The 24,252-nt window shown below is 42.5% G+C and carries 22 protein-coding genes; 10 read left to right on the top strand and 12 right to left on the bottom strand.

The features are described 5' to 3' along the window. Positions 1–31: 31 nt before the first annotated feature. The 3 genes from EIM92_RS05125 to EIM92_RS05115 form a co-directional block, all read right to left on the bottom strand. Complete coding sequence (locus EIM92_RS05125) at positions 32–976, bottom strand: nucleoside hydrolase (protein ID WP_125081760.1); 945 nt, start codon at positions 974–976, stop codon at positions 32–34. Positions 977–991: 15 nt separating this feature from the next. Further along, positions 992–1,897: a ribokinase gene (gene rbsK, locus EIM92_RS05120; protein WP_125081759.1), complete on the bottom strand. Its 906-nt coding sequence runs from the start codon at positions 1,895–1,897 to the stop codon at positions 992–994. A gap of 178 nt (positions 1,898–2,075) precedes the next feature. After that, a complete protein-coding gene (locus tag EIM92_RS05115; protein WP_125081758.1) occupies positions 2,076–2,813 on the bottom strand; it encodes a GntR family transcriptional regulator in 738 nt (245 codons plus the stop codon). A 300-nt stretch (positions 2,814–3,113) separates the two neighbouring features. Here EIM92_RS05115 and EIM92_RS05110 point away from each other — a divergent pair, with 300 nt between their 5' ends. Together EIM92_RS05110 and EIM92_RS05105 are read left to right on the top strand one after the other, a co-directional pair. Beyond that, positions 3,114–4,568, top strand: coding sequence for a hypothetical protein (locus EIM92_RS05110; RefSeq protein ID WP_125085007.1), 1,455 nt, complete (start codon positions 3,114–3,116; stop codon positions 4,566–4,568). Positions 4,569–4,712: 144 nt separating this feature from the next. After that, positions 4,713–5,561 (top strand): hypothetical protein, encoded by an 849-nt coding sequence (locus EIM92_RS05105; protein WP_125085006.1) that lies wholly within the window; start codon positions 4,713–4,715, stop codon positions 5,559–5,561. Between the two features lie 189 nt (positions 5,562–5,750). Here the strand turns inward: EIM92_RS05105 and EIM92_RS05100 are convergent, their stop codons facing one another. From EIM92_RS05100 to EIM92_RS05085, 4 genes are all read right to left on the bottom strand, one after another. Then, a complete protein-coding gene (locus tag EIM92_RS05100; RefSeq protein WP_125081757.1) occupies positions 5,751–6,383 on the bottom strand; it encodes a hypothetical protein in 633 nt (210 codons plus the stop codon). A 13-nt stretch (positions 6,384–6,396) separates the two neighbouring features. Then, complete coding sequence (locus EIM92_RS05095) at positions 6,397–6,852, bottom strand: hypothetical protein (RefSeq protein ID WP_125081756.1); 456 nt, start codon at positions 6,850–6,852, stop codon at positions 6,397–6,399. Continuing rightward, entirely contained in the window at positions 6,852–10,547 is a 3,696-nt protein-coding gene (locus EIM92_RS05090) for an AAA family ATPase (RefSeq protein WP_125081755.1), read from the bottom strand. The genes EIM92_RS05095 and EIM92_RS05090 overlap by 1 nt, the downstream gene beginning before the upstream one ends. Positions 10,548–11,262: 715 nt before the next feature. Continuing rightward, on the bottom strand, positions 11,263–13,386 hold the full coding sequence (locus tag EIM92_RS05085) for a 5'-nucleotidase C-terminal domain-containing protein (RefSeq protein ID WP_125081754.1): 2,124 nt from the start codon (positions 13,384–13,386) through the stop codon (positions 11,263–11,265). 439 nt (positions 13,387–13,825) lie between these two features. On the opposite strand from EIM92_RS05085, the gene deoC reads away from it, so the two are divergent. Genes deoC through EIM92_RS05065 form a run of 4 tightly spaced genes read left to right on the top strand, consistent with a single transcriptional unit; the run spans position 13,826 to position 17,448 of the window. Continuing rightward, on the top strand, positions 13,826–14,491 hold the full coding sequence (gene deoC, locus EIM92_RS05080) for a deoxyribose-phosphate aldolase (RefSeq protein ID WP_125081753.1): 666 nt from the start codon (positions 13,826–13,828) through the stop codon (positions 14,489–14,491). A 23-nt stretch (positions 14,492–14,514) separates the two neighbouring features. Continuing rightward, entirely contained in the window at positions 14,515–14,931 is a 417-nt protein-coding gene (locus tag EIM92_RS05075; RefSeq protein WP_125081752.1) for a cytidine deaminase, read from the top strand. Next, positions 14,928–16,106: a NupC/NupG family nucleoside CNT transporter gene (locus EIM92_RS05070; protein ID WP_125081751.1), complete on the top strand. Its 1,179-nt coding sequence runs from the start codon at positions 14,928–14,930 to the stop codon at positions 16,104–16,106. The genes EIM92_RS05075 and EIM92_RS05070 overlap by 4 nt, the downstream gene beginning before the upstream one ends. Before the next feature lie 40 nt (positions 16,107–16,146). Next, positions 16,147–17,448, top strand: a complete 1,302-nt coding sequence (locus tag EIM92_RS05065; RefSeq protein ID WP_125081750.1) for a pyrimidine-nucleoside phosphorylase — start codon at positions 16,147–16,149, stop codon at positions 17,446–17,448. 217 nt (positions 17,449–17,665) lie between these two features. Here the strand turns inward: EIM92_RS05065 and pssA are convergent, their stop codons facing one another. Both pssA and EIM92_RS05055 read right to left on the bottom strand, forming a co-directional pair. Continuing rightward, positions 17,666–18,181, bottom strand: coding sequence for a CDP-diacylglycerol--serine O-phosphatidyltransferase (pssA, locus tag EIM92_RS05060; RefSeq protein ID WP_281279657.1), 516 nt, complete (start codon positions 18,179–18,181; stop codon positions 17,666–17,668). A 34-nt stretch (positions 18,182–18,215) separates the two neighbouring features. Next, positions 18,216–18,920 carry a TVP38/TMEM64 family protein gene (locus EIM92_RS05055; RefSeq protein ID WP_125081748.1) on the bottom strand — a complete coding sequence of 235 codons (705 nt, stop codon included), beginning with the start codon at positions 18,918–18,920 and terminating at the stop codon, positions 18,216–18,218. A 167-nt stretch (positions 18,921–19,087) separates the two neighbouring features. Between EIM92_RS05055 and EIM92_RS05050 the strand changes: the two genes are divergently transcribed. From EIM92_RS05050 to EIM92_RS05035, 4 genes are all read left to right on the top strand, one after another. Further along, positions 19,088–19,789, top strand: a complete 702-nt coding sequence (locus EIM92_RS05050) for a response regulator transcription factor (protein WP_125081747.1) — start codon at positions 19,088–19,090, stop codon at positions 19,787–19,789. Continuing rightward, positions 19,782–21,134 (top strand): sensor histidine kinase, encoded by a 1,353-nt coding sequence (locus tag EIM92_RS05045; RefSeq protein WP_125081746.1) that lies wholly within the window; start codon positions 19,782–19,784, stop codon positions 21,132–21,134. The genes EIM92_RS05050 and EIM92_RS05045 overlap by 8 nt, the downstream gene beginning before the upstream one ends. Beyond that, complete coding sequence (locus EIM92_RS05040) at positions 21,116–21,649, top strand: GNAT family N-acetyltransferase (protein ID WP_425464192.1); 534 nt, start codon at positions 21,116–21,118, stop codon at positions 21,647–21,649. Before EIM92_RS05045 ends, EIM92_RS05040 begins: the two co-directional genes overlap by 19 nt. Positions 21,650–21,758: 109 nt before the next feature. Then, on the top strand, positions 21,759–22,229 hold the full coding sequence (locus tag EIM92_RS05035; RefSeq protein ID WP_125081744.1) for a pyridoxamine 5'-phosphate oxidase family protein: 471 nt from the start codon (positions 21,759–21,761) through the stop codon (positions 22,227–22,229). A 220-nt stretch (positions 22,230–22,449) separates the two neighbouring features. Here the strand turns inward: EIM92_RS05035 and EIM92_RS05030 are convergent, their stop codons facing one another. The 3 genes from EIM92_RS05030 to EIM92_RS05020 all read right to left on the bottom strand — a co-directional run bounded on the left by EIM92_RS05030 (position 22,450) and on the right by EIM92_RS05020 (position 24,212). Beyond that, complete coding sequence (locus EIM92_RS05030; RefSeq protein WP_125081743.1) at positions 22,450–23,124, bottom strand: stalk domain-containing protein; 675 nt, start codon at positions 23,122–23,124, stop codon at positions 22,450–22,452. Positions 23,125–23,433: 309 nt separating this feature from the next. Next, positions 23,434–23,787, bottom strand: a complete 354-nt coding sequence (locus EIM92_RS05025) for a DUF4260 domain-containing protein (RefSeq protein WP_125081742.1) — start codon at positions 23,785–23,787, stop codon at positions 23,434–23,436. Continuing rightward, on the bottom strand, positions 23,787–24,212 hold the full coding sequence (locus tag EIM92_RS05020) for a MerR family transcriptional regulator (protein ID WP_125081741.1): 426 nt from the start codon (positions 24,210–24,212) through the stop codon (positions 23,787–23,789). The genes EIM92_RS05025 and EIM92_RS05020 overlap by 1 nt, the downstream gene beginning before the upstream one ends. Positions 24,213–24,252: the final 40 nt, after the last annotated feature.

The following is a 24,252-nucleotide window of genomic DNA, read 5'->3' as shown; positions in this document are numbered from 1 at the left end:
ACCAATATAGGTCTCAACCAGATATTTCGTATTACTTGTCTTTAAATAGAGATAACAATGTTTCATTCAAATTATTGACTAGAGCTGGTGAGTCAACTCCAATACAAACTTTCACATTGGGGTTCGAATCTCTTAATCTTGCCGGATCCCCTATCGTTCTTCCTTCTGCTTCTCCCTCTGTAGTGACAGTCATATGCATAGGCAGCATTGTAAAGTATTCAGGATGGACCGCATTAATAACTGCAGATGGATCATGGAGATAGCAACCTTTAATTGCAGCATCATGCTGAGAGATGTAATAATCCACCATGTCGGCATAGGTTCTTCCTGCTAAGCTTCCTGTCTCTCTCCAACTTTGTGTGTGAGCCTTAGTTAGTATGGAACGCTGTGTTACATCTAAGCCAACCATAGTAACGTCGAGACCGCTTTCAAACAAATACTTAGCCGCTTCTGGATCCTGAGAAATGTTGGCTTCTGTATATGCATTACAATTACCTGGTACAGTTAAAGCGCCACCCATAATTACAATCTTGCCTATCATGTCCTTAATTTCTGGAGCTTTTTGAAGTGCCAAAGTAAGATTTGTAATAGGTCCAGTAGTAACGATGACTAGTTCCTTCCCATATTTTTTTACAGACTCAATTAGAAAATCGACTCCACTCTTCGTTTCTTTTTCCTTAGGGGATGTTTCGATTTCAACTTGTCCTACACCATTTTCTCCATGAATACGTGCGCTAACTTCTAACCTGATAAAATTATCCTTGGTTATTGCATGACTTTCCCCAGCATAAACCGGAATTTCGTTTGCGTTACACATATTCAATATATTCAACACGTTTTGCACACCTACGTCCGTATAAACATTCCCAAATGTGCCTGTAACACCCATCAAATCGATTTCCTTGCTCCCGAGAGCATAGGCTAGGGCCATTGCATCATCTATACCTGTATCTAAGTCCAAAATCATTTTAATCATATTGATCTCTCCTTTTTATAAATATTGCTTTAATTTTTCCAGGGATGGCATTCCGGTTTGTGCGCCTAGAGCTGTAATTGATAAAGAGGCACCTGTACCTGCCATCGTTACTGCTTCGCGTAAACTCATTTTCTCCGCGATTGCGTAAGCTAATATTCCATTGAACGTGTCACCAGCGCCTGTAGTATCTACTACATCCACTTTAATGCAAGGAACAGTGTGAACTTCTCCAGCCTCAATATAGGAGGAACCTCTTGATCCTCTTGTAACAATTAAATTCACCTTGTTTTTATTACTCCATTGAAGCATTTCCATTTCAAAATCTTCTGAGTTCTCGAATTTTTTCCCAACCATACTTTCAAATTCAGTCTCGTTTGGCGTTAAATAATCAACATATTCGAACAATTCTGGTGCCAATTCTTTATAAGGAGCAGGGTTCAATATGGTTTGTAAGCCAAACTCTTTTGCTTTTTGTAATGCATACTCAACGGTTTCCATAGGAATTTCTAATTGGGTTAGCAACACATCAGCCTGTTTAATGATATCGATATGTTCATCCACCACTCGTTTATCGCAGCAGTCATTAGCACCTGGTATGACTACAATTGCATTATCTTGGCTTACTTTAAAAACAGTTGCTATTCCTGTAAAAATACCCTCTTCCCTTTTGACAGAACTGACATCTAGATTTTCTTCGGATAAGTGTTTCAGTATTTTTTCGCCAAATGTATCATTACCTACACAACCGACCAATGACGTTTGAATGCCCATACGAGATGCTGCTACGGCCTGATTGGCTCCTTTTCCGCCCATCATATAATGTATATGTTCACCATGAATGGTTTCACCGATTAGTGGTAATCGTTCTGTGGTCAAAACCATGTCGATGTTTAAACTCCCCAAAACGACAATCTTCTTCACTCCATCAACCACCTTTCCTGTTCATATAAAAATTCAATTGTATACTTGTATGAGTTGCTGTATGTTTTACACAACTAATAATAAATCCATGTGCAAGCGCTGTCAACATTTTTTTTCGAACAAAAAAACTTCTTGGTTTAGTTTCCCAAAGCCAAGAAGTTTTTATACCTATCTATACTTAGTCTTTTCTTTTTCTAAAAACTTTAAAAACCGCACGTTCAAACGGGATATAGTACTTATTGTAGGCTATAATATTTCCTTCATTATCACTAATACTCTCCGCAATCATTTGATAATACCTGGAGACATTTCCCTTGTTTGCTTCCTTTATATTTTCTGTAGCTGATACCATGCGTATTTCAAGCGTAGAGGAGAGTCCATATTCGTAAATCTTATTCTCAAGGAAATCCAAAACCTCATTGTGATTATTTAAATCAATGGATTTAATATAATCAAAATCAGTGGCAACATGAGAAAAACATGAGCCTCTAATAGTATCCTTTTCTTTATAATACCGATATATCGCAAGTACAACCGAAGTATTCCTGTTAAAAATCCGATCCGTATGCTCCGTAGATGCTTCGATCTCCATTTTTATTTCAACGTTATCAATAGTATCTATGCACCCTTTGTAAAATGGATTCTCCATTCTTTCCATGCCAACATTATCTTCATTTAACGTTTTACGAACAAAATTACCTATTCCTTTTTTAGCTTCCAAAATACCATCTTCCTGTAACAGACCTAATGCTTGTCTTAGGGTAGATCTACTTATACCTAATTGCTCTGCTAATGAAGGTTCACTAGGTAACTTACTTCCTTCCGGATATAAACCATCCCTGATCATTTTTAAAAGTTTATTATATGCAATAGCATATCGTGCTGCTTTTTTATATGACCGATTATTTTCAACCATTTCCCCTTCACCTAGTTCTGATTATTTTTTATCAAAGAATAGCAGTGGGTTAAGGATATAAAATACTCTCCTACTCTTTTGTTTTTTAAATAAATGGTTCCCTATTTTAAAGTATACATCTCCTGTCCTTTTCAGACAAACAAACAATAATAATATGGCTATAAAAATACTCCTACGTCATCTGCTCTAATTTTTATTATATTATGTAACCCCCTACTAAACCCCTTAACAAATTATAGACATTGGAATATACTTGTAATATAGCCAAATAATTATAGTATTAGGGAGGAGTTTGTAATGATGAAAAAAAAGCTATCTATCGCTATCATCATGAATCTAGTACTAAGCTTTGCCCTTGTCCTGAATGCGTTCGCTGCTAATGACGTAGCGGCATCCGATGCTATCCCTGATGTTCCCGTCACAGAACAAGTACTGCTGCCGAGTGAAGAAGTTATTTCCGAACTTACCAGGGCTGCACCTGAGATGGATTCATCGAAATTGAAACAACACCAAGTAAAACCATCCATTAGTTTGAAATCGCCTTCAATGTCCTCGGAAAGACAAAAAGGATGGATTGCGGCTTCACAATCGATTAGCGCTACAGCGGCGACTTATACATACACGGGCTACATTCAGCAGGAAGGTACGTCCGCTTATTTATACCCAATTTATGTACAACCGGGGAGCATTCTACAGGTTCAAATGGATAGTCCTGCCTCAGCGCAGCTTGATTACGATCTTTATCTCTATGAATTTGATATGTCCACCGGGGACTTGAACCCGAATCCAATTGATTACTCGATTTATGGAACTTATCTGAATAACTATGGAAATGGACCCGGGACCTTGTCCGAAAATGTCGGCACGAAAAACGATACTGTCGGTTCCAAAGCCTACTTAATTGAAGTCTATGGCGCAGTTGGAGCCAGCATTAACGAACCATTCTATTTAACTGTCTCGACAAGCTCAACCTATGATGCATTCGAGACGGACGAAAATGCACTTCATGCCTATCCTTTCACAGTAGCAACAGGAGGCTCTACTCTTGTGAGCCGCTCCATTAATTCGGAGGTGGATCAGGATTGGTATAAAATTACGGTTCCTGAAAGCAGAAATTATGACGCGATGCGTATTAATTTGGACCAAGCGTCTATAAGCAATGGCTACAAAGCGGAAATGTACGGCGCACTAAGTAATAATCGGATGGCATTAATCCCCTCCGTAAATGGCAATGTATCACTAGGAACAGGCACTTATTATCTACGGGTCTATACAACAAACACCTATTCGGATATTAACTATTCACTCCATCTGCAGCCGGTATTAAGAGCGGATAAAATTGTCATAACAGGCTATAACTCCAACGGCGGTCCAAATGATTACCCTAGCTATGCATACGGACGCTACTACCGGATTACGGGAAATAGCTTTACGGTGACTGGCGTCGCTGCAACTTCGGATAACTATGCCGTAGCCAATGCAGAAGTCGAAGTCATTTGGGAAAATCCGTATTGGAGCGAAGGCAGTAATAACAAATTTCGGAGCGGAAAGGCATGGACAAACAGCAGCGGCCAATTCTCCATTACGTTATCCCTGCCTCCCTCAACCGGAAGCGTTAGCCAATATCTGCCTGGTGCCATAAGCTTCACTCACTATTTTGACATTTGTGGCGTGTTAGCGATGGTAACGGATCGCCCTAGCGCGAACGATACGGATGTTGTGTATCATTTTGCTTACAGTATTTACGGGGGTTGATAAGATCGACGAAAGAGCAATGGGTAGCGGAATAAACCGCCCATTGCTTTTTTTGTCATTAATATTAAAAATATGGATGATATGCCGATAATATGGATGAAAGGTAATTTTTAAATTGATTATATGGGAAAGGTTTGGTTAATTATGAAAATTTACGGCTCGACCCAACAAGACATAAATTTATACACAATTTCGAAAAAACAAGCAGATAAACCTGCCTTAATCACAGGCACGATACCCGAATTGTCGCATGACACCGATTCATTGGAAATCAGCCCGGCTGCCAGACAACTGGCAGCATCCGATGTTGTGCATCATTCGGCTAAATACTTTGGCACCGTTCAAATCAATGATTCGCTGAATCGCCTTCTTAAAGATCAACCCTCTGAGGTGGAGGAAGCGGTTTATGGCATCATTCAGTCTAATTTTATAACAGACATCACTGGGGAAGAGGAAAGAGCAGTGTTACTAGAATTGGGACTCACTCAAGCTAAGTATATCGCGGACAACTACATGAATGATGACGATGCGGCTGAATTTATGAATACGATCCGTCAAATCGGAGCCATCTCCCAAACCAGAACCATAGATCCTGACACGAATGAGATCCGTTACATAACCCCGCCGCAAAGGCCGATTGGGGCGCCGGAGGATTATATCAATTTGACCGAGATGATGCAGAGATTCGAGCCGGAAACGCTGAGCAAGCTACAAGAGGCTATTGTGAACGGGAAAGACTGGGGCAGCATTTTGAGCACATTCGCTACTAACGCATCCACTCGTAATGACTGGGTGCAGGAATACAAAGAGGAAGCAGCCGAACAGGTCTGGGACATCATCGGAGAGAACCGATTTGGGAATGCCTCTACTGCCAGCTTGACTGAGTTTGTCGGGGATATTAACGACATAATAGCCTATACCGGATTTAAAAATACCCCGTTGATAACAGAGAATTTGGAAATTTTCACGAGATCGTTAGAAATCCGAAAATAGTAAAATAATTAGGGTAAAAGAACTTCCTATATCTCAAATGAGAAATGGAAGTTCTTTTAATATGCCAGATAGACAGTAGCGCTGTCGCCGAAAAATGATATGCTGAGAAAAAGCAACCACTGGTGATGTGAAAGACAGCAATGGTTTTAGTTCAGCATAACTGCTCACTTGCCGAGCAAGTCCGTTATCTTACTGTACGGTTATCGTGTAGACGTTAGAGGAGCCAACTGGTGCCGCATTGAAATAAGCACTATTATGAACGGCCCCGGGGAACTTAACCCCATATGTAATCCCGCCTCCACCATCCTTGACACCTATAATTTCGACCACACTTGGAATTGGAATATCAATTGCCACCGGGCTATGCATAATATTTATATTCGTTTGCAGAATATTTCCGTCCACCTTCACCGTAACGACATCGCCATCTTCGGCAGCGAAATCCCAAATTAGCATACGGCTTGTCGTCGTATTTTTCTTCATCTCAATCTCGAAATCCCTAGCTTCGAGCCCCGCCGAATCATCTACCGCAGCTAGCTGGACACCAGCCTTCATCCCCTTACCGATCCCATCCGACTGAACGTCTCTTATACTGTGGATAGATGAACCCTGAAAGTATATACCCATCCCGAGCGTGATCAGCACCGTAATCCCGATCCAAAATCGATGCTTATTCTTTATTTTTGGCCTAGAAGAAGACTTGTCGTTGCCGGGTGACTCTGTATACTCTGATGAAACATCTTCATTATCCGTTTGTCGAGGCTCATATTGATTTGTAGCGTGTGATTTCGATCTTTCCTTGTTTTGCCGGTAATTCGCCAAGTTCCTTCCCCCTCTATTTCATATCCTGATTTGTTCGCCGAACGATTGGGTACTTCCAGTACAGCAGCGACATGCACAATCGAATAGCCACAATCGCAAGCAGCATAAACGTTATGGCCCATCCCTTGGAATAAAGTCCTTCGTCAGCCCATTTGTTTAGAATCGTTATTCCTACCGATAGAGCGAAACTAGTATAGATGAGCATGTGCAATAAAGGAAGCAATATCGTAATTTTACGATAGGGTATGCCCAAAAATCGGCTCCTCGTAGCCAAATAAATAAAAAATCCGAAAAAGCTTACCAACATCATGCTCCCATTTTCTACCGGAATTTCGTTAATCAGAATATTCTTTATATCAATGTATAGTATGTAAGGCATGAAGAGCATTGTGATAGTGACCAAAATCATTAATGGATGATAAAAAATAATCGCGAGCAACCATTTTAGCAACGACTTCAGGACTTTCATCACATCACCCCCATCTGTTCTTGGAAATCTCCAGGTGTCAAAGTAGATAATTCCTCGACTGTAGCATTAGCTTCCTTGCTCATACGTAAGGCATGGGCTCGAATCGCTTTCTCGACCAAATTTCGCACGAGCCGTCCATTGCCCGCGGTCATATCTCCTTCATAGGTCTCTAAAATGGAGAGCAGCGTGCCTTCAGCCTCCCGGCCGATCACATATCCTTGCGATTTCACTTGCAAATGCGCGATTTGCAGCATTTCCTCGGCTGTATAATCGGGGAATGTAATGATATTGGGAAATCTCGAGCGGAGTCCCGCATTACGGTTCAAGAAGCGCTCCATATCTTCGTCGTAGCCGGCCAATATAACGATGAGCCTGTCCCGGTAATCATCCATCGCTTTGACAAGCGTATCGATCGCTTCCTGCCCGAATTGATCCCCTTCCGCCAAGGCATAAGCCTCATCCACAAACAAGATCCCGCCAAGAGCGCGTTCGATAACCTCTTTCGTCTTGAGCGCAGTTTGCCCTACATAACCGGCAACCAGGCCGGACCGATCAGTTTCTACCAGCGTATCGGCCTTGACCACGCCTAGTTCTTTAAATCGTTGGGCCAAAATACGGGCAATCGTTGTTTTTCCGGTACCCGGGTTTCCTTTAAACACCATATGGAGGGCTTGAGCGGAAGCCTTGGGCAGTCCCATCTCCTGACGGCGCTTAGCCACCTCAATTTGTGCCGATAGGCTTCTCACAAATTCCTTAACAGAGGCCAGACCGACAATGGCATCAAGCGCTCCAAGCGCATTCGCCCGCTTCGCCGCAAGATCTACATATGTCGACAGCCCAAAATCCTCCAGATTCAGCTCATTTAACTGATCGGCCGCAATATCAGGGTGATCGGCCAATCGCTCCGCTTGCTTGCGTATCGCCCCTTCCAGCGTATTGCGGACGAGTCGGCCATTGCCTCCGTCCTTTCTACCCGGAATTTGTTTCTCATTAAAATAGGATTCGAGCAAGCCTGGCACATCCGAAGCCAAGGTAAACCCTCGTGCCTTCGCCATGATCAAGGCAATTTGCTGCATTTCCTCAGCCGTGTAGTCAGGGAATTCGATCTGTAGCGGGAAGCGTGAGGACAGCCCCGGATTGACCTGAACAAACCGCTGCATATCTTCTGTATATCCCGCCAAAATGACAACCAAATTGTCTTTATGAATCTCGATAAGACGAACCAACGAATCGATGGCTTCCTTCCCGAAGCCCCCGCCCTGCGCACCATCCTGCGCAAGCGAATAGGCTTCATCGATAAAGAGCACGCCGCCAAGAGCAGATTCGACAACCAGCTTGGTCTTGTTGGCTGTCTGGCCGGCGTACTCCGCTACCAAATCGGATCGCCCGACTTCTACCAGATGTCCTTTTTTCAAATAACCCATGGATCGGAGCATCTCTGCCACCAGCCGCGCCATCGTCGTCTTACCCGTACCGGGATTACCCGAAAAAATCATATTGAGAGTCTGCCCAGTATCGACATGAATCCCGGCTTCCTTCCGCCTTCGATCAACAATAAGCTGTTTCTCCAACGTTCGGACGAATAGTTTGACCTTCTCCAACCCGACAATCCCAGCCAGTTGATTCTCGATGTTAAATGCTTCTTTCTCACCGATTCCGAAATCTGCACCTATCAATAATTGCAAATCTGTATCTGCAATTGCGTCTGACATTAGCCCTCTAAGCCGAGCAGCTTGTTTGCGGACAGCCTCCTCGAACAGATTGCGAACAAGTCGGCCGTTACCGCTGTCATTGCGGCCAGGGATTTGCCGTTGATCGAACAGCTCGATCAAACCCTCATACGCATCCGAATCTATGCGGAAACCATTCTTGTCCACGATTTGAATCATAATTTCCAGCATATCTTCCGCCTTGTAGTCCGGGAACTCCACGATGAACGGAAATCTTGAACGCAAACCTGGATTCGATCGCAAAAAGGTCTCCATCTCCTGGGTATACCCTGCCAGCACAACAACCAAATCATCTCGATGATCCTCCATCGCCTTAACGATTGTGTCGATTGCTTCAGTGCCGTACGTGTCGTTATCATGACGAGCGAGTGTATAGGCTTCGTCGATAAACAATACGCCTCCCAAGGCCTCATTGACTTTTGCCATCGTTTTTGGGGCGGTAGAGCCCACATATTGTCCCACAAGGTCCTGCCTCGCCACTTCGATTAACTGACCTTGTGGCAGCAATCCTAGCGCCTTCAGAATGCGGCCGATTAAGCGGGCGACCGTCGTCTTGCCCGTTCCGGGGTTCCCGGTAAACACCATATGAAGCGACATCGGCACAGAGCCTTCGCCTGCCCTAGCCCTCAGCTTATTCACCTGAACCATTTCCATGAGCTCATAGACAAACTTTTTCACAGGTTCTAGGCCCGTTAACGCATTTAACTCTTCCAGGACATCGTCAATTGACTCCTGACCAACGAACGATAGTGCTTTGATCGGAATTTCAAGAGAGTTCGACTCCACAAAAAAAGAATCGTTCTTGAAACGAATACGCACGCGCTCATTGCTACGAATCTTATTACGGGCCCGTAGGCCGGACAATACGACAGTAAGCTCCTTATCGATCCAGTGCTGCACTGCCTCGCCAAATGTTTGATTTGTTGCGGCGATATCAGCTAACGCCTCATACGTGGAAGGATGAACAACGATAGTTATCTGCATATCCCTTGACAGATCGTCTACTGCTTTCACAAGTAAGGCCTCTGCAATTTGTCGCATCGTCCCCCACTCTAACGGTGAAGAGATAGCCGCCGTAAGGACGCTTTGCAAGATAGAGATCGGGAGATGATTTGCCAGTCCTGACGGAACCTGGCCAAATTCACTTCCTCTCTCTGCATGTTCATCGATATAGAAAATGATGAAAAAATCGTCGGCGATTATACGCAACCCTTCTTTGGTTCGGAAGCTGCCTTCCTCGGCAAGCTTGGCGACCAAGCTGATAATAGCCTGCTCAGCCCCTTTTAGCCCCTTAAATAAAACCGTCCCCTCAGAGTATTGGAATGCCTCCACCATATCAATAATAAAATTACCGGATATTTCATCGGCCTCATATCGCTGCAAATCAATTTCTGAAAAATGGGGCCTAGAGGTTAGCCGATATGCATGCATCTCTCGAACTAGGCATTCCAAGGCTGTTTTCTTACCCGTTCCGGGAGCTCCAGCCAGCAAAATCACATTTCTTGGCTTATTAATCTGACGTCCATTCATATATCCCTGTTTATAACCCGCAACCAAATCTTTGATGAAGAACGGCTGTCCAATTACTTGACTATTAAGGTTCTTCTCCACTTCTCGGAATAGTCGATCCAATTGATTGGGTGAAAAGACGCTCTGCGCATCACTTTGGCCCACCCCCTGCGACGTATAAACCTGAGATTGACCAGGACGGAAAGTCGACGAAAAAGTGCTCTGGTCCATAAAAGTCTGCGCGGAGTTGCTCGGATCTGCACTTCTGGCTCGCGATCCTGTATTATATTGTTGCTTCGGTTGCTGTTCCTGCCTCTTTAGAGCTGGTTCTTCTTTTGGTGCGATAAATCCTTTTTCCCGAACTAACTCAACAAGCTGATACTCAGGAAAAATAAATTTAAGTACTTTAACCACACCTTGGAGTGTTTTCACCATACCTTTTCGGTTGATTCTCATACTTCCCGTTATCCCTCCTGGGGCCTACTATTCATCCTATTTTCCTATATTATACTATGTCTCTACTATATTTGCTCCTAAATCCTGGAATGTGTATTCGCCTCGGATCAAAATATTAAGATAATTCGCGAGTATAAAAAAAAGCCCCTCGATCCAACATCGGGAGGCTAAAATCAGAGTCACATTTGTCCATTCTTAAGGCAACAATTTCCCAAATACATCAGCAACCTTCAGTAACCTACCGTTGAAAGCCTTTATGCCTTTCCAAATTTCTAACGATCGCCACAGCTGTTAATCCGCCAAAAATGAGCGCTCGGTGTTCTAACGATCATAATCCACGTTATTCGTGCCTAATTCATCTCATACTATTAAAAATGTTCGATTAGCAGCATATACAACCGTTAGATTCTCAAAAAGTGAAAAATCAGCAGATTAACGGTAATAGCAACCATTAGAGCTGAGCTGAGCTGAACTGAACTGGAGTATGTATGTAAGCTCGAGCATTGTTAGCGTAAAAAACACATCCTAAATTGAGATATAGCATTCTCCTAGATAACCTTTTCATAAGTTGAGAGACTAATTGCGGAACTTATCGTGGGACTAGTTAAGAGACTAGTTGTGGGAGTAGCTAAGGCTTATCATATAGAAGAAAGCTAATTCACCAAAAAAGGATGTGTTTTCCTATTCTTAGGATAAGGTTTGAACAAATGCTAAATTACGAAGCTTTTGCTGCAACCGCTTTTTCGATTAAAGCTATTGCTTCGTTAGAAGAAAGTCCCTGTTTCGGTTGAAGCAACTTGCTATCTGCTGTACCAAAAATCCCTTTGTTAACCAGTATTGCCATGGATTCAACGGCATATTTCGAAACGGTTTTGCCATCTTCGAAGTCTGCAAGGATCGTAGCCGCATTTTTATCAGAAGCTTGATTGTTCAACAATTTAGCTAGGATCGTAGCTGCTTCTTCACGAGTGATAGCATGATCGGGATTGAAGTTACCACCGTAGCCTCGAATGAATCCAGCATGAGTAGCTTCAGCGATTGCATCAGCATAGGTAGCGTCAGCAGCAACATCCTTGAATGTAGGTGCTGTAGCTACTTCGTTTAGCTTCAACATGTCTACCAGTGCACTCACAAACTCAGCACGAGAAATGAATTCTGTTGTTACCGGGGCATCTGTTCGCTCTGTAGATGCAGCTAGGTTCGTGATACGTCCTTCGATGTTAGCCTCAATACTGCCGCCTTTATACGTATCTACAATGTACTGGTAGAATACATCCAAATCGATAGGGCCTGCCAAAGATGATTTAGCCTCCACTAGCACTTTATAATTATCTCCACCTGCTGCCATAAAATTGTTAACTACAGCCGTATATGTTTTTGCAGGATCAATAGGTGTGCCATCTTCAAAGCTAAGACTAGTAACACGTTCTGCAACTGGCTTATTAAAATCAGCAGTATATTTTAAACCAGAGATTTGTAATGTTTTTGTGTTCGGTGTACCGTCTGCATTTGTTCCCCATTGTTGCTCCAGCAAAGTTTGAATTTGCTCACCAGTCAGCTCTAATTTCACTAAGGTATTACCAAAAGGCTGGATTTTAGCAAGATCCGCAAAGGTTACATCGCCTTGTGGCAGATCCGCACGAATACCACCTGGATTCATAAATGCAAAGTCAGCAGCGCTTCCGTGATCACCAAAGTCTGCCTGGCGCATGGCATCTGCAATGAGGTTACCTAGAGGAGCTTCATTATTATAAGCATCTGTACGAGTCACAGAACCATCTGTTGTACCTACCGGCTTAGTTAGCTCAGGATGCTTGTCTAATGATTTTTTAATAATAGCTAAAGATTCAGGGTCTTCTTTTACACCCTCTTGAAAAGTCGTTATAACTGTGGCTGATTTCTCGGTTACATCCCCCGTAGCAGGGTCAATCATCAGCTTAATATCCTCAAATGCCGTACCATAAGAATAAGCCTGAACAATCAATATTCCATTCACTTCACCGTTCGCATAACCATGATTGTCACCGGCAACGATAACATCAACAGGGGAATCTGCCGGCAAAGCCTTTGCTAAGTCAGCTGCTTCTCCAGTCGTTACGCCATCTTTCGTTGTTGCTGGATCATGTGCCAAGATGATAATTGTTTCTACACCTTGAGCTTGTAATTCTTTTGCATATTTATTAACAGCTTCAACTTCTTCTTCCGAGCTTAAGAAGCGCACGCCAGCTGTAGCAGATGGAGATACTTTAGATGGTGTAGCTTTCGTTACTAATCCGATAAATCCAATTTTGACGCCACCCACTTCTTTAATCACGTAGGGCTTAAGCAATGTCCTGCCCGTGGAGATTTCAATGACGTTGGCATTGACATAATCAAATTTTGCACCAGCATGAGTTACCTTGCCTTCTTTTGGATCAAGGCCGCCAAAGATTTGTGCTTTTAATGCAGCGATACCTTGGTCGAATTCATGATTGCCTAAAGAAGCCACATCAAAGCCCATCATATTCATCCACTCCATCGTAGGCTCATCACGATCTAGAGATGAGATTGGAGCAGATGCGCCAACAGCGTCCCCATTATGGAAGAGTAGGGAGTGTTCATATTCGGCTCGCGCCTCTTTTAGGTAAGTTGCAAGAATTGGCGCAGTTCCTACTTTTTTTTCATTAACTATTGACGTGGTATCTAACTGACCGTGCAGGTCATTGATTCCGATCAAGTGTACTTCTACATCTTTGCTTGCAGCAGAGACTGAACCCGTTGCCCCCAATAGTTGGGAAAATAATAGTACTGCAGCCGCCATACGAATAGTACTTTTACCCACATTTTGTTTCCATGACATGTATTATACAACCCCTCTCCAATTTCTATTACTGAAATACTCTAACATGCATAAATTCATAAAAATCGTAATATATATCAAATCTATGTTAAAAAAGTTAAAAAATGAATAGAGAAGAAGGCCTATCTATATCCGGCTCTACACCAAGGTCAGCGCTTGCGGTTTCGCTCTGCTGTAAATGATGGTGGTTGTCCCACGCCAAGAACGGCAATTTTTGAAGAGAGGCCCTCCGATGGCTGACCTTCCCTTTCTAGGCTACAGTTTTGCTTCTTCATAATACTTAGCTCTTCTTCGATCCGACACAATTAACGACAACTTTCTGCTTACTTATGATACGGTTCACCCCGTCAGCTGCAGGCAATAACTTTTTGCACATCACACATAGTATTGAGATACTAGGGCATCTTTTATTGAGGTGGAAGAGAAAGGAGTTGTAGAAATGAATATAGCTGGCATGATTGATCACACGCTGCTGCGCGCGGATGCTACCCGGGCAGAAATTGCCAAGTTAACAGAAGAAGCCAAAAAATACAAGTTTGCGTCCGTTTGCGTTAATCCAACCTGGGTTGCTTTTGCCGCAGAACAAATCGCGGGGACAGAGGTAAAAGTTTGTACCGTCATCGGATTTCCGCTAGGCGCAACAACATCGGCAGTGAAGGCCATGGAAGTGAAGGACGCCATTGCGAATGGTGCCACTGAAGTGGACATGGTTATTAACATTGGTCAGTTAAAAGATGGGAATAACGAGTTTGTAGAGCAGGATATTAAAGCAGTCGTTGATATGGCTTCCAATCAAGCGATCGTGAAAGTCATTATTGAAACGTCCCTCTTGACTGATGAAGAAAAAATACGCGCATGCGAGCTTTCCGTTAAAGCGGGGGCGGACTTCGTCAAAACATCCACAGGATTCTCGACTGGGGGCGCTACGCTGCAAGATGTCACTCTGATGCGCAAGACCGTCGGTCCACATGTAGGCGTGAAAGCATCCGGAGGAGTACGCAGCCTGGAAGACATGAACAGAATGATCGAATCAGGCGCTAACCGAATTGGAGCTAGCTCAGGTGTAAAGATCATGGAAGGTGAACAATCAACGACTACGTATTAATACCCAGCATAGGAGGGGTCTCGTTGAAAGAGCAACTGATTCAACAAGCGCTTGAGTCCCGCAAGCAAGCATACAGCCCTTATTCCCGCTTTCAGGTAGGGGCCGCACTGCTATCGGGTGGGAAGATATATGGGGGCTGCAACATTGAGAATGCTTCATACGGTTTAACCAATTGTGCGGAAAGAACAGCCGTCTTCAAGGCAGTATCCGAAGGAAATACCAAGATTGACGCGATCGCCATCGTGGCAGATACGGAAGGCCCCGTATCCCCTTGCGGTGCTTGCCGACAAGTGCTGGCTGAATTCAGTGATCACAACACAATCATATATTTAACGAATCTTCATGGCGATGTCGAGGAATGGACAATGGCCCAGCTCCTCCCAGGAGCATTTCAACTCCCAGACAGGACGGAGCTAGGCGACAGAGGGGATATCGAATGAATATTCTAAATGCCATTTTGGGTGTGATCGTTGTTTTTGGTTTAACTTTCTGGGCAAGCAACAACCGGCGAAAAATTCGCTATCGGCCAATTATCGTCATGCTCGTCCTGCAAACGGTTCTCGCTTATATATTGCTGTTCACGAGCGCAGGAGAGGTTCTTATCCGAGGCTTTGCCTCCGTGTTTGAGATGCTTCTGGCTTATGCGGCAGACGGCATCAATTTTGTGTTCGGCGGTCTCGCAAACGAGGGACAAATGGTGTTCTTCGTGAGTGTTTTACTGCCAATCGTTTTTATCTCCGCGTTGATTGGCATCCTGCAGTATACGAGAATTCTACCTTTCATCATTCGGTATATCGGGCTAATCTTGAGTAAGGTTAACGGAATGGGCAGGCTGGAATCCTATAATGCAGTCGCCTCTGCGATCCTCGGCCAATCCGAAGTGTTCATATCCGTCAAGAAGCAGATCGGCATGCTGCCGAAGCACCGTCTATATACGCTTTGCGCTTCCGCTATGTCAACCGTGTCAATGTCGATTGTCGGTGCGTACATGACAATGATTGACCCTAAGTATGTCGTTACCGCGCTCGTTCTGAACCTGTTCGGCGGGTTTATCATCGCCACCATCATCAACCCTTACACAGTGGATAAAGATGAAGATATCCTGGTCGTTCAGGCTGAAGAGAAGCAATCGTTCTTTGAAATGCTCGGCGAGTACATTATGGATGGTTTCAAAGTAGCGGTCATCGTCTCCGCAATGCTGATTGGTTTCGTAGCTCTGATCTCGTTGATCAACGGGATTTTCAACGGGATCTTTGGCATTTCGTTTCAAGGAATGCTGGGCTATGTATTCGCACCGGTTGCATTCGTCATGGGCATCCCATGGCATGACGCGGTCGTGGCAGGAAGCATTATGGCGACCAAGATGGTGTCCAATGAATTTGTAGCCATGCTGGACCTGAGTAGTAACCAAACATTGTCCCCAAGAAGTATCGGGATTGTATCGGTGTTCCTTGTCTCGTTTGCTAATTTCTCATCGATTGGCATTATTGCCGGAGCGGTAAAGGGACTTCATGAGAAACAGGGGAACGTTGTCGCACGGTTTGGTCTGCGATTGCTATTCGGTGCTACGATGGTAAGCGTCTTGTCCGCTACGGTGGCAGGGATTTTCATCTAATCAAAAATCATTATAAAGCGAAAGCGAGGAAAATAAGAGGATGAGAATGGTGGATTTGATTGAGAAGAAGCGCGATGGCAAGGAATTAACAGCGGAAGAGATCAATTTCATCATCGAGGGCTATACGAAGGATCAAATCCCCGACTATCAAGTCAGCGCATGGACGATGGCGGTTTTCTTCCGAGACATGACAGAGCGAGAGCGCGCAGACTTGACCATGGCGATGGTGCATTCCGGCGACACTATCGATTTGTCAGAGATCAAAGGCGTAAAAGTGGATAAGCATTCCACTGGCGGTGTTGGCGATACGACGACCCTCGTACTGGCACCGCTCGTGGCTGCTCTCGACATACCTATTGCCAAAATGTCCGGGCGCGGTCTAGGTCATACCGGCGGAACGATTGATAAGCTGGAGGCCATTGAAGGGTTCCATGTAGAGCTCAGCAATGAGCAATTCGTGGATCAAGTAAACCGTCATAAAATTGCGGTTATCGGCCAATCCGGAAATTTGACGCCAGCCGACAAGAAGCTTTACGCGCTACGCGACGTCACTGGAACAGTGAATTCGATTCCGCTCATCGCAAGCTCGATTATGAGCAAGAAAATCGCTGCCGGCTCCGACGCCATCGTTCTCGATGTGAAGACAGGGGCTGGAGCATTCATGAAAACAGCAGAGGAAGCCAAGCAGCTGGCTGAGGCGATGGTTCAGATCGGCAACAACGTCGGCCGTAAAACAATGGCTGTCATCTCCGATATGAGTCAGCCTCTCGGGTACGCGATCGGTAACGCCCTGGAGGTCAAGGAAGCCATCGAAACACTGCAAGGAAAGGGACCCAAGGATCTGGAGGAACTTTGTCTGGCGCTTGGAAGGCAGATGGTTTTTCTCGCTAAGAAGGCAACATCACTGGAAGAGGCGGAGCAAATGCTGAAAGAAGTTATCCATAACGGAAAAGCACTAGAGAAATTTAAGGAGTTTATCGCAAGTCAAGGTGGAGATCCATCTGTTGTGGATCATCCCGAGAAGCTGCCGCAAGCCGCTTATCGAATTGAGGTACCTGCTAAGACGGATGGCATTGTCGCCGAAATCGTTGCCGATGAGATCGGAACGGCTGCTATGCTGCTGGGCGCGGGAAGAGCGACGAAGGATTCCAGCATCGACCTTGCGGTTGGTCTGATGCTGAACAAGAAGATTGGCGACTCGATCAAGGCCGGAGAGTCTTTAGTTACCATTCATGCTAATCGGGATCAGGTTGCCGATGTTGTGGAAAAAATTCACTCAAATATCCGGATTACCGATCATGCGGTTGCTCCCGTTCTCGTGCATGATATTGTAAGGCAATGAAGTGAACAAGAGGATCGCCTAACCTTCCCAACCGATTGGACAGGTAGTTGGCGATCTTTTTCACGTTCTATCCTTTACAGCACCGACAGCGATATACAGAATTCATCAAATTATCAATACACGGCCAAGCTCAAAACATCGATCATTAACTTTATTATATAGTCTTCGTACCCTGAAACTGCTTATATGCCCAGGCTACATAGGAAATTACCCCCTATTATATTTTCTTAATTTTTATATTTGATACCATTAAAAGAGAAAAAATAAGCAGTGTAACAACAGATATAATCATTGAACTATTCGCACTGGGCGCAATCATTGAGTATATGGTGAGAATAGAGCCTGCCACGGTTATTGGGATTCCGCGAAAGTTACCCTCAAATTCTCTGATATTAAATAGCGCCAATCTGTAGGAACCGCTCACAACGTATAGTATTAGAGCAGCTATCCCCACAATCCTTAGAATGCCGAGGTCATCAAAATTAAATTTAAAATAAACAAGTAAAGCCGGAGCAATACCAAAGGAAACCAAATCAGCTAAGGAATCCAATTCCCTGCCAAATTCACTACAAACATTTAACCGCCTAGCGATTCTCCCATCGTATCTATCTATAATTGCTGCAATCATGACATACACTGCACTTGCGGAGTAATTCTGGTTAAAAATTTCGATCATGGCTAATACCCCGAATGACAGATTCGTAAAGGTTAGTAGATTGGGGATACTTCTCATATACATAGTTTCTCCTCACTAATACTGAAATGTATTAAGACTCACTATTACTTCTTTTAAAAGTTGATAATTTGTTAATGAGCTTATCTTTATAAATTAATCCCAATATAAAAGCTAAGCCTGCCACTCCTGATATGATGATCGTTGATAAATAATTCTTTTGATAAATATTTGATCCAATGCTCACAGAAGCTATCAGCCACGGAAACCTGGCGACAAGTAAAATCACGAAAAATCTTAAGGGCTTTATCGACGTCAGTCCCGCGGCATATATAAACAAATCCTTGGGAAGCCCAGGAATAATAAATATAATGAACAAGAAAATAGAGAACCTTTTATTATCCATCATACTTGCCATCCATTGAAATTTATCTTTCTTCAGTAACCTCTCGACAAATGCCCCACCCAGAAACCTCGTGAAATAAAATGCCATCATGGCCCCTAATAACATGCCCACAGTGATGAGTAGCGTACCTATAGATGTTCCATAGACATATCCACCAGCAATTTGGATCACTTCACCTGGTATTGGAGCAATAACGGTTTGCAGGACTTGGAAAAAAATAAGGATTATGGGCCCTAACTTTCCCGTTGAAAGAATATGATCCCGGAAATGATCAAGGGACATTGTCAATTTAAGAATTTCAGGCGAATAGCAAATGATTAATACCATCATTAGAAGCCCCAGTGACGCAATGCAAATCCTGCTAAATTGTTTTTTTACCGATGAAACACCCATACCTTCTAACCTCTCCTATTTGCTTATGATTTACAAGCTTATGTGAATGATCTTAAGATTGGGGGCACTATAATTCTTAATAATTCTTAAGTCCCTTATGATCTGTAGCATGCAGGTGGTTTACATTTTATAATGGAGGCACGATTAGCATGACTGGAGGGAGATTGATGAATCATACCAAGAATATACTCGTTGCTGACGATAACGAAGAGATTAGAGAGATTGTCCGTGTCCTGCTGGAGAGTGAACAATATAACGTGACTGAAGCAATAGACGGTGATGATGCAGTAGATAAAGTCGATGAAACTATAGATTTGATTATCCTGGACATTATGATGCCAAGAAAATCCGGATTCAAAGCATGCGTAGAAATTCGTGAGAAAACAATCGCTCCCATTTTATTTTTAACCGCTAAAACTCAAGACTCTGATAAATACTTGGCATTTTCTGCAGGAAGTGATGATTATCTGTCGAAGCCCTTCTCCTATACGGAACTGGTTTCAAGAGTAAAGGCCTTGCTTCGAAGATATTATGTTTATAAAGGAAAGGATACTACGGCAGAATCTCCAGAGATAATCAAAATTAATGAACTAACTATTAATAAAAAGGTCAATGAGGTGTGGATGGGCGACAAAGAACTTACACTAACCGAAATTGAGTACAAAATATTATCCTTGATGTCCAGTAATAGAAACAAGATTTTTTCAGCACAAAATCTATATGAAAGTGTCTGGGGAGAACCTTATTTTTATAGCTGTAATAATACAGTCATGGTTCATATCAGGAATCTCAGGTTGAAATTGGAGAAGGACCCCCAAAACCCCAAATTCATTAAAACCATTTGGGGAAAGGGGTACCGAATTGAATAAGATCTTTTTATGGGGTAACTTAAAATTTAAATTAATACTGAGTCTTATTTTTTCATTAACACTTTCTCTAGTCTTGTTTTTGTTGTTTCAAGCCACAGGAGAAGATATACTCGAGCGTTATTTAACTAAAACCTCTTTTATCGAGAAACAAGAACAACTGACCATTTCTGAATTTGAAAAGTACGTTTCTGAAAATAATCTTACACTTAATGATCATGATAAAATAGCCAAATGGATTCGAGAAACGAAGTATGTGAATGTATATATCTATAAAGACAATAAACTTATCTATGCGACGGATGGCTATACTACAGCAACAGAGGATAGTGGCTTACTGTTAAATCCTCATTTGAGGAGTGATCCTCAATTTTCATATATTCAATTTTCCGATGCTGAGGTCCAAATATATATGGAGTGCTTCTTTGAATACAAGTACTATTATATCGTTACCATTTCAGGTGTGGTCATTTCGTTCTTGTTCTTTATAGTCATCATGCTGTTCTTTATAAATAAGAAAACCTCTTACATTGGTGTTCTTGAGAATGAAATTAAGATATTGGAGGGCGGAGACTTAACCTATAGAATCACAATAAAAGGGAATGACGAACTCTCCTCACTCGCTCAAAGCATTAATGAGATGAGAAAGTCATTTATTGAACGATTGGAAAACGAGGAACAAGCCCGAATCGCGAATAGCGATTTAGTCACCGCCATGTCGCATGATTTAAGAACCCCCCTCACTGCATTGGTCGGATATTTGGATATTATACATTTTAAGAAATACCAGACAGATGAAGCTTTTAATAAATACATCCATAATAGCAGAGAAAAAGCTTACCAAATTAAGCATCTTTCGGACAAACTATTTGAGTACTTTACTGTATTTAATACTGAAGACAACGATCTGGAATATGAACAGTTCGATGGAATTCAATTAATAGGCCAACTCATAGATGAGCAGCTCTTATTATTAGATAACAACGGATTCCAATTTGAATTAACCCCTTATAACATCCCTTTCCACATGGATGTTCATTTGATTTCTATTCGAAGAGTTCTTGACAATCTATTCTCCAATATTATTAAGTACGCCGATAAGCTTAAGCCCGTCAAAATTAACTACGACGTAAAGGACGACTTGTTATTTATCAACATCGAAAATGCAGTAATAAAAGAAGCAGCTAACGTCAGTAGTACGGGAATCGGTATGAAAACCTGCCAAAAAATCATAGAAAAACACAAAGGGCAAATAGCTGTTACAAGTACTAAGGAGTTCTATTCCATTCAGATCAGCTTGCCATTAAGGAGACCTACCCATGATGGGAAATTAACACCAATCGATTAATATTAAGGAACTTCTCTAAAAAGGATGCCTCAGGCATGTTGGAGTATTCGGCCAATCCAAGGGTCAATTGTTTCCTTAGTGAAAGAGTTTCAACATTAAATGACGCCATCAATAGTGCAAAGGAAAAGAGTCAAGATGACTCACATATTGCTGTATGCCTCAAAGATAACGGTGATCTTATTGGAGAATTATTCTTTCTAAAAGAAGAACCCGATACCTATAGTGTAGGCTGGAACTTCAACCAGAACTATGAAGGAAAAGGGTATGCCAGTGAAAGTGCCGAGGCTTTACTACATTATCTCTTCACTCAAAAAGAAGCTAGAAGGATTTATGCATATGTTGAGGATAATAACTATAGGTCCCAGAAGCTATGCGAGAAATTAGGGATGCGCAAAGAAGGCTGTTTCTTGGAATTCATCTCATTCACAAATTACGACGACGGAACACCCAAATACGAAAACACCCTACAGTATGCCTTGCTTAAAAAAGAATGGTTAAAAACAATGAATATTTAGTCATGGATGATAGTGATTTGTATTTTTTGTATTATTCCCTATATGCAGCAGGATTTTACAATGATACGTTTAATAATGTATGCCTTATTACACTTTAGGAGGTATTGAAATGAGCAAGTACGACGAAGCCATGAAGCTGCTGGAAGAAAAATTCGGCAACAAGGACATCCTAATCTCTCTGTCTACCATCGCGCTGAAACCGGGGTTCAATGGCCAAAGCCGTCCCGCCGCCCGCATTGTCGATGCCTATTATGAGGACGGCGCGTTCTACATCGTCTCCTACGCGACCTCATACAAGATGCAGCAAATTGCCAAAAACCCTGAAGTCGCCGTTTGTATCATCGTCGATAACTTTACGGCCGATGGGATCGGTGAAAACCTGGGCTGGGTATGTGACGAGAACAACGCGGAGATGATGACAAAGCTGCGCAAAATATTCGCTGAGTGGTATTACGAAGCCAATAACGATGAAGATCCTAACACATGCTTACTGCGCATTCGCCTGACAAAGGGCCTGTGGAATGATGCCCACAAAGGGATCAGGAATGAGATTGATTTTGTCAATAAGACGGCAGATTAAGTAGTTATGCGTTTTTTTATACTTTACATATTAGGTTGCTACCGCGGGGTATAGACATACATTTGATAACAAATTCTATGATATGTTGTAAACAAAAAAAGACCCCTGCCTATACGAATAGGCAAAGGTCTCGCTAACCATGTAATATGTGAAAAATCCAGAGAAAAGTATTCGGAATAACGAGTGTATTTAAATGTATATGTATATTATTTTTCTTTGCTTATTTATAGTACGAAGTAGTCAATGGTACAAAGACAACCGTATCACCTTTTACATTCCCGTGAATATACAATGATTTAACGCCAGCGATATCCGCTTCTATAGTGACTAAGCCCTCTTCAGCTTTGATCACATCTACCTTTTTCAGAGTAGTCTGGTTATCGCCGTCTTGTATAGTAAGGTCCGTTATATCACCATTAACAGCTGCGATCTGAAGATATAGTGTTTGATACTCCTTATTCGGATAGAGCATAAAGCTAGCACTGCGGTTGCCAGATCCATCGTTGAAATAGGCCTCTTTATAGTCCTTGCCTTTATAGGTTGTTTTAGCTGAGTCTTTCGTATAATACATATCTTTGAAGCCATCAGCAATCGAAACGCCTTCGACTTTCTCACCTATAATAATAGTTTGAGTAGCCTGATCATAAGTGACTGCTATATCAAATATATCGGCGACGGCACGAATAGGAACGTAATTTGCTCCTTGGTAAGAGATTGGTGCAATAACGTTACCCTTGGCATCACGCAAATCAACATGAGTTCCATCCACCTGTACCTTTATCTCAGGATTAAGGTAAGCTTTAATTTCCTTCAGCTTAGTTGCCGCTAGAGCGCCAGTTCCCATGCTCACCAGCATTGATGCGCTTATAATAGCTACAAATGCTTTCTTCTTCATTAAATTTCACTCCTTGTCGATAATTGTTACAATTTATAGTGGGTATTTTAGTAAACTTATTTGCTGGAGTCTATAGTTCTTTTGGAGAATTTGTACAAATAGTGAACGAAATTTAAATTTGTTAGAGCCATCCTTTGTGGGATGGCCCTTTCGCTTTGCGGTATACCAGATGGTAACCACATTCGCTAGCTCACTTTCGGTTGTAGGCCTCTACGGGTCTAAAGCCAGCAGCAGACCGACTTTTGCACATCCGTGGCAGCGGTAGCTGAACTATCGGTTATTTAAGAACCTTCTGTCAAATCGTATACGTTAAAGCCTTTGTATATGTGTATTCGTAAATGAAGAATTTTGATATTTCAATCCAGCACCTATTGCTCTATCCATACAGATATGAGCGATCCAGATGATCGATCCTAATAATAGATAATCGTTTGAAAAATATAAGTAACCTAATGCAAAAAGCAGGGGGAAAATAAAGGTGTGTCCCAAATTATAAACAATTGCACCTATTTTCTTATTCATGGTGTACCCAAGCATTGTAAGATCCGGAACGAATAAAAGAACAACGAACAACCATATGGGAAAGGGTAGCTGCATGTAAATAAAAAAGGAAAGTGCAAAGGCAAGTGCATATTCAACATGAATGATTTGTTTATTTGTCATCATATCTCTCCTTTCAAACCCTGTTGAAATAAACCAAGCAATAGGTTTTCGATATCTTCAATATTCTCTGAATACTTCACTTCACTCGCAAGTTCTTTAATGGCTTGAACCACTCTCAATGCTTGTTGGTAAAACCGGATTTTCTCCTCAAGATTCATTATTTTTTGATTCAATAACAATGTAGTTGCATCCTTACATTCCGTAGATATGGATCTGTCTCGTAGTATAAGGGATTGTTGAATTTCCTTTATTGTAAATCCTAATTGCTTTAATACGATGATAAGCTGTATCTGCTTCTCACATTCTTCATCAAATTCCCGATAACCATTTTCTCGTCTTATTGGATTCAATAAGTTTTCTTTCTCATAATAACGAATTGTATCGGTTTGAATTTGATATTTGTTCGCAAAATCCTTGATTTTCATTGTCGGCCTCCCTTCCAGTAAAATCATAACATTGGAGCAA

The sequence above is a fragment of the Paenibacillus lentus genome (assembly GCF_003931855.1).
Taxonomy (GTDB): Bacteria; Bacillota; Bacilli; order Paenibacillales; family Paenibacillaceae; genus Fontibacillus; species Fontibacillus lentus.
This window is presented reverse-complemented; position numbering and strand designations above follow the sequence as displayed.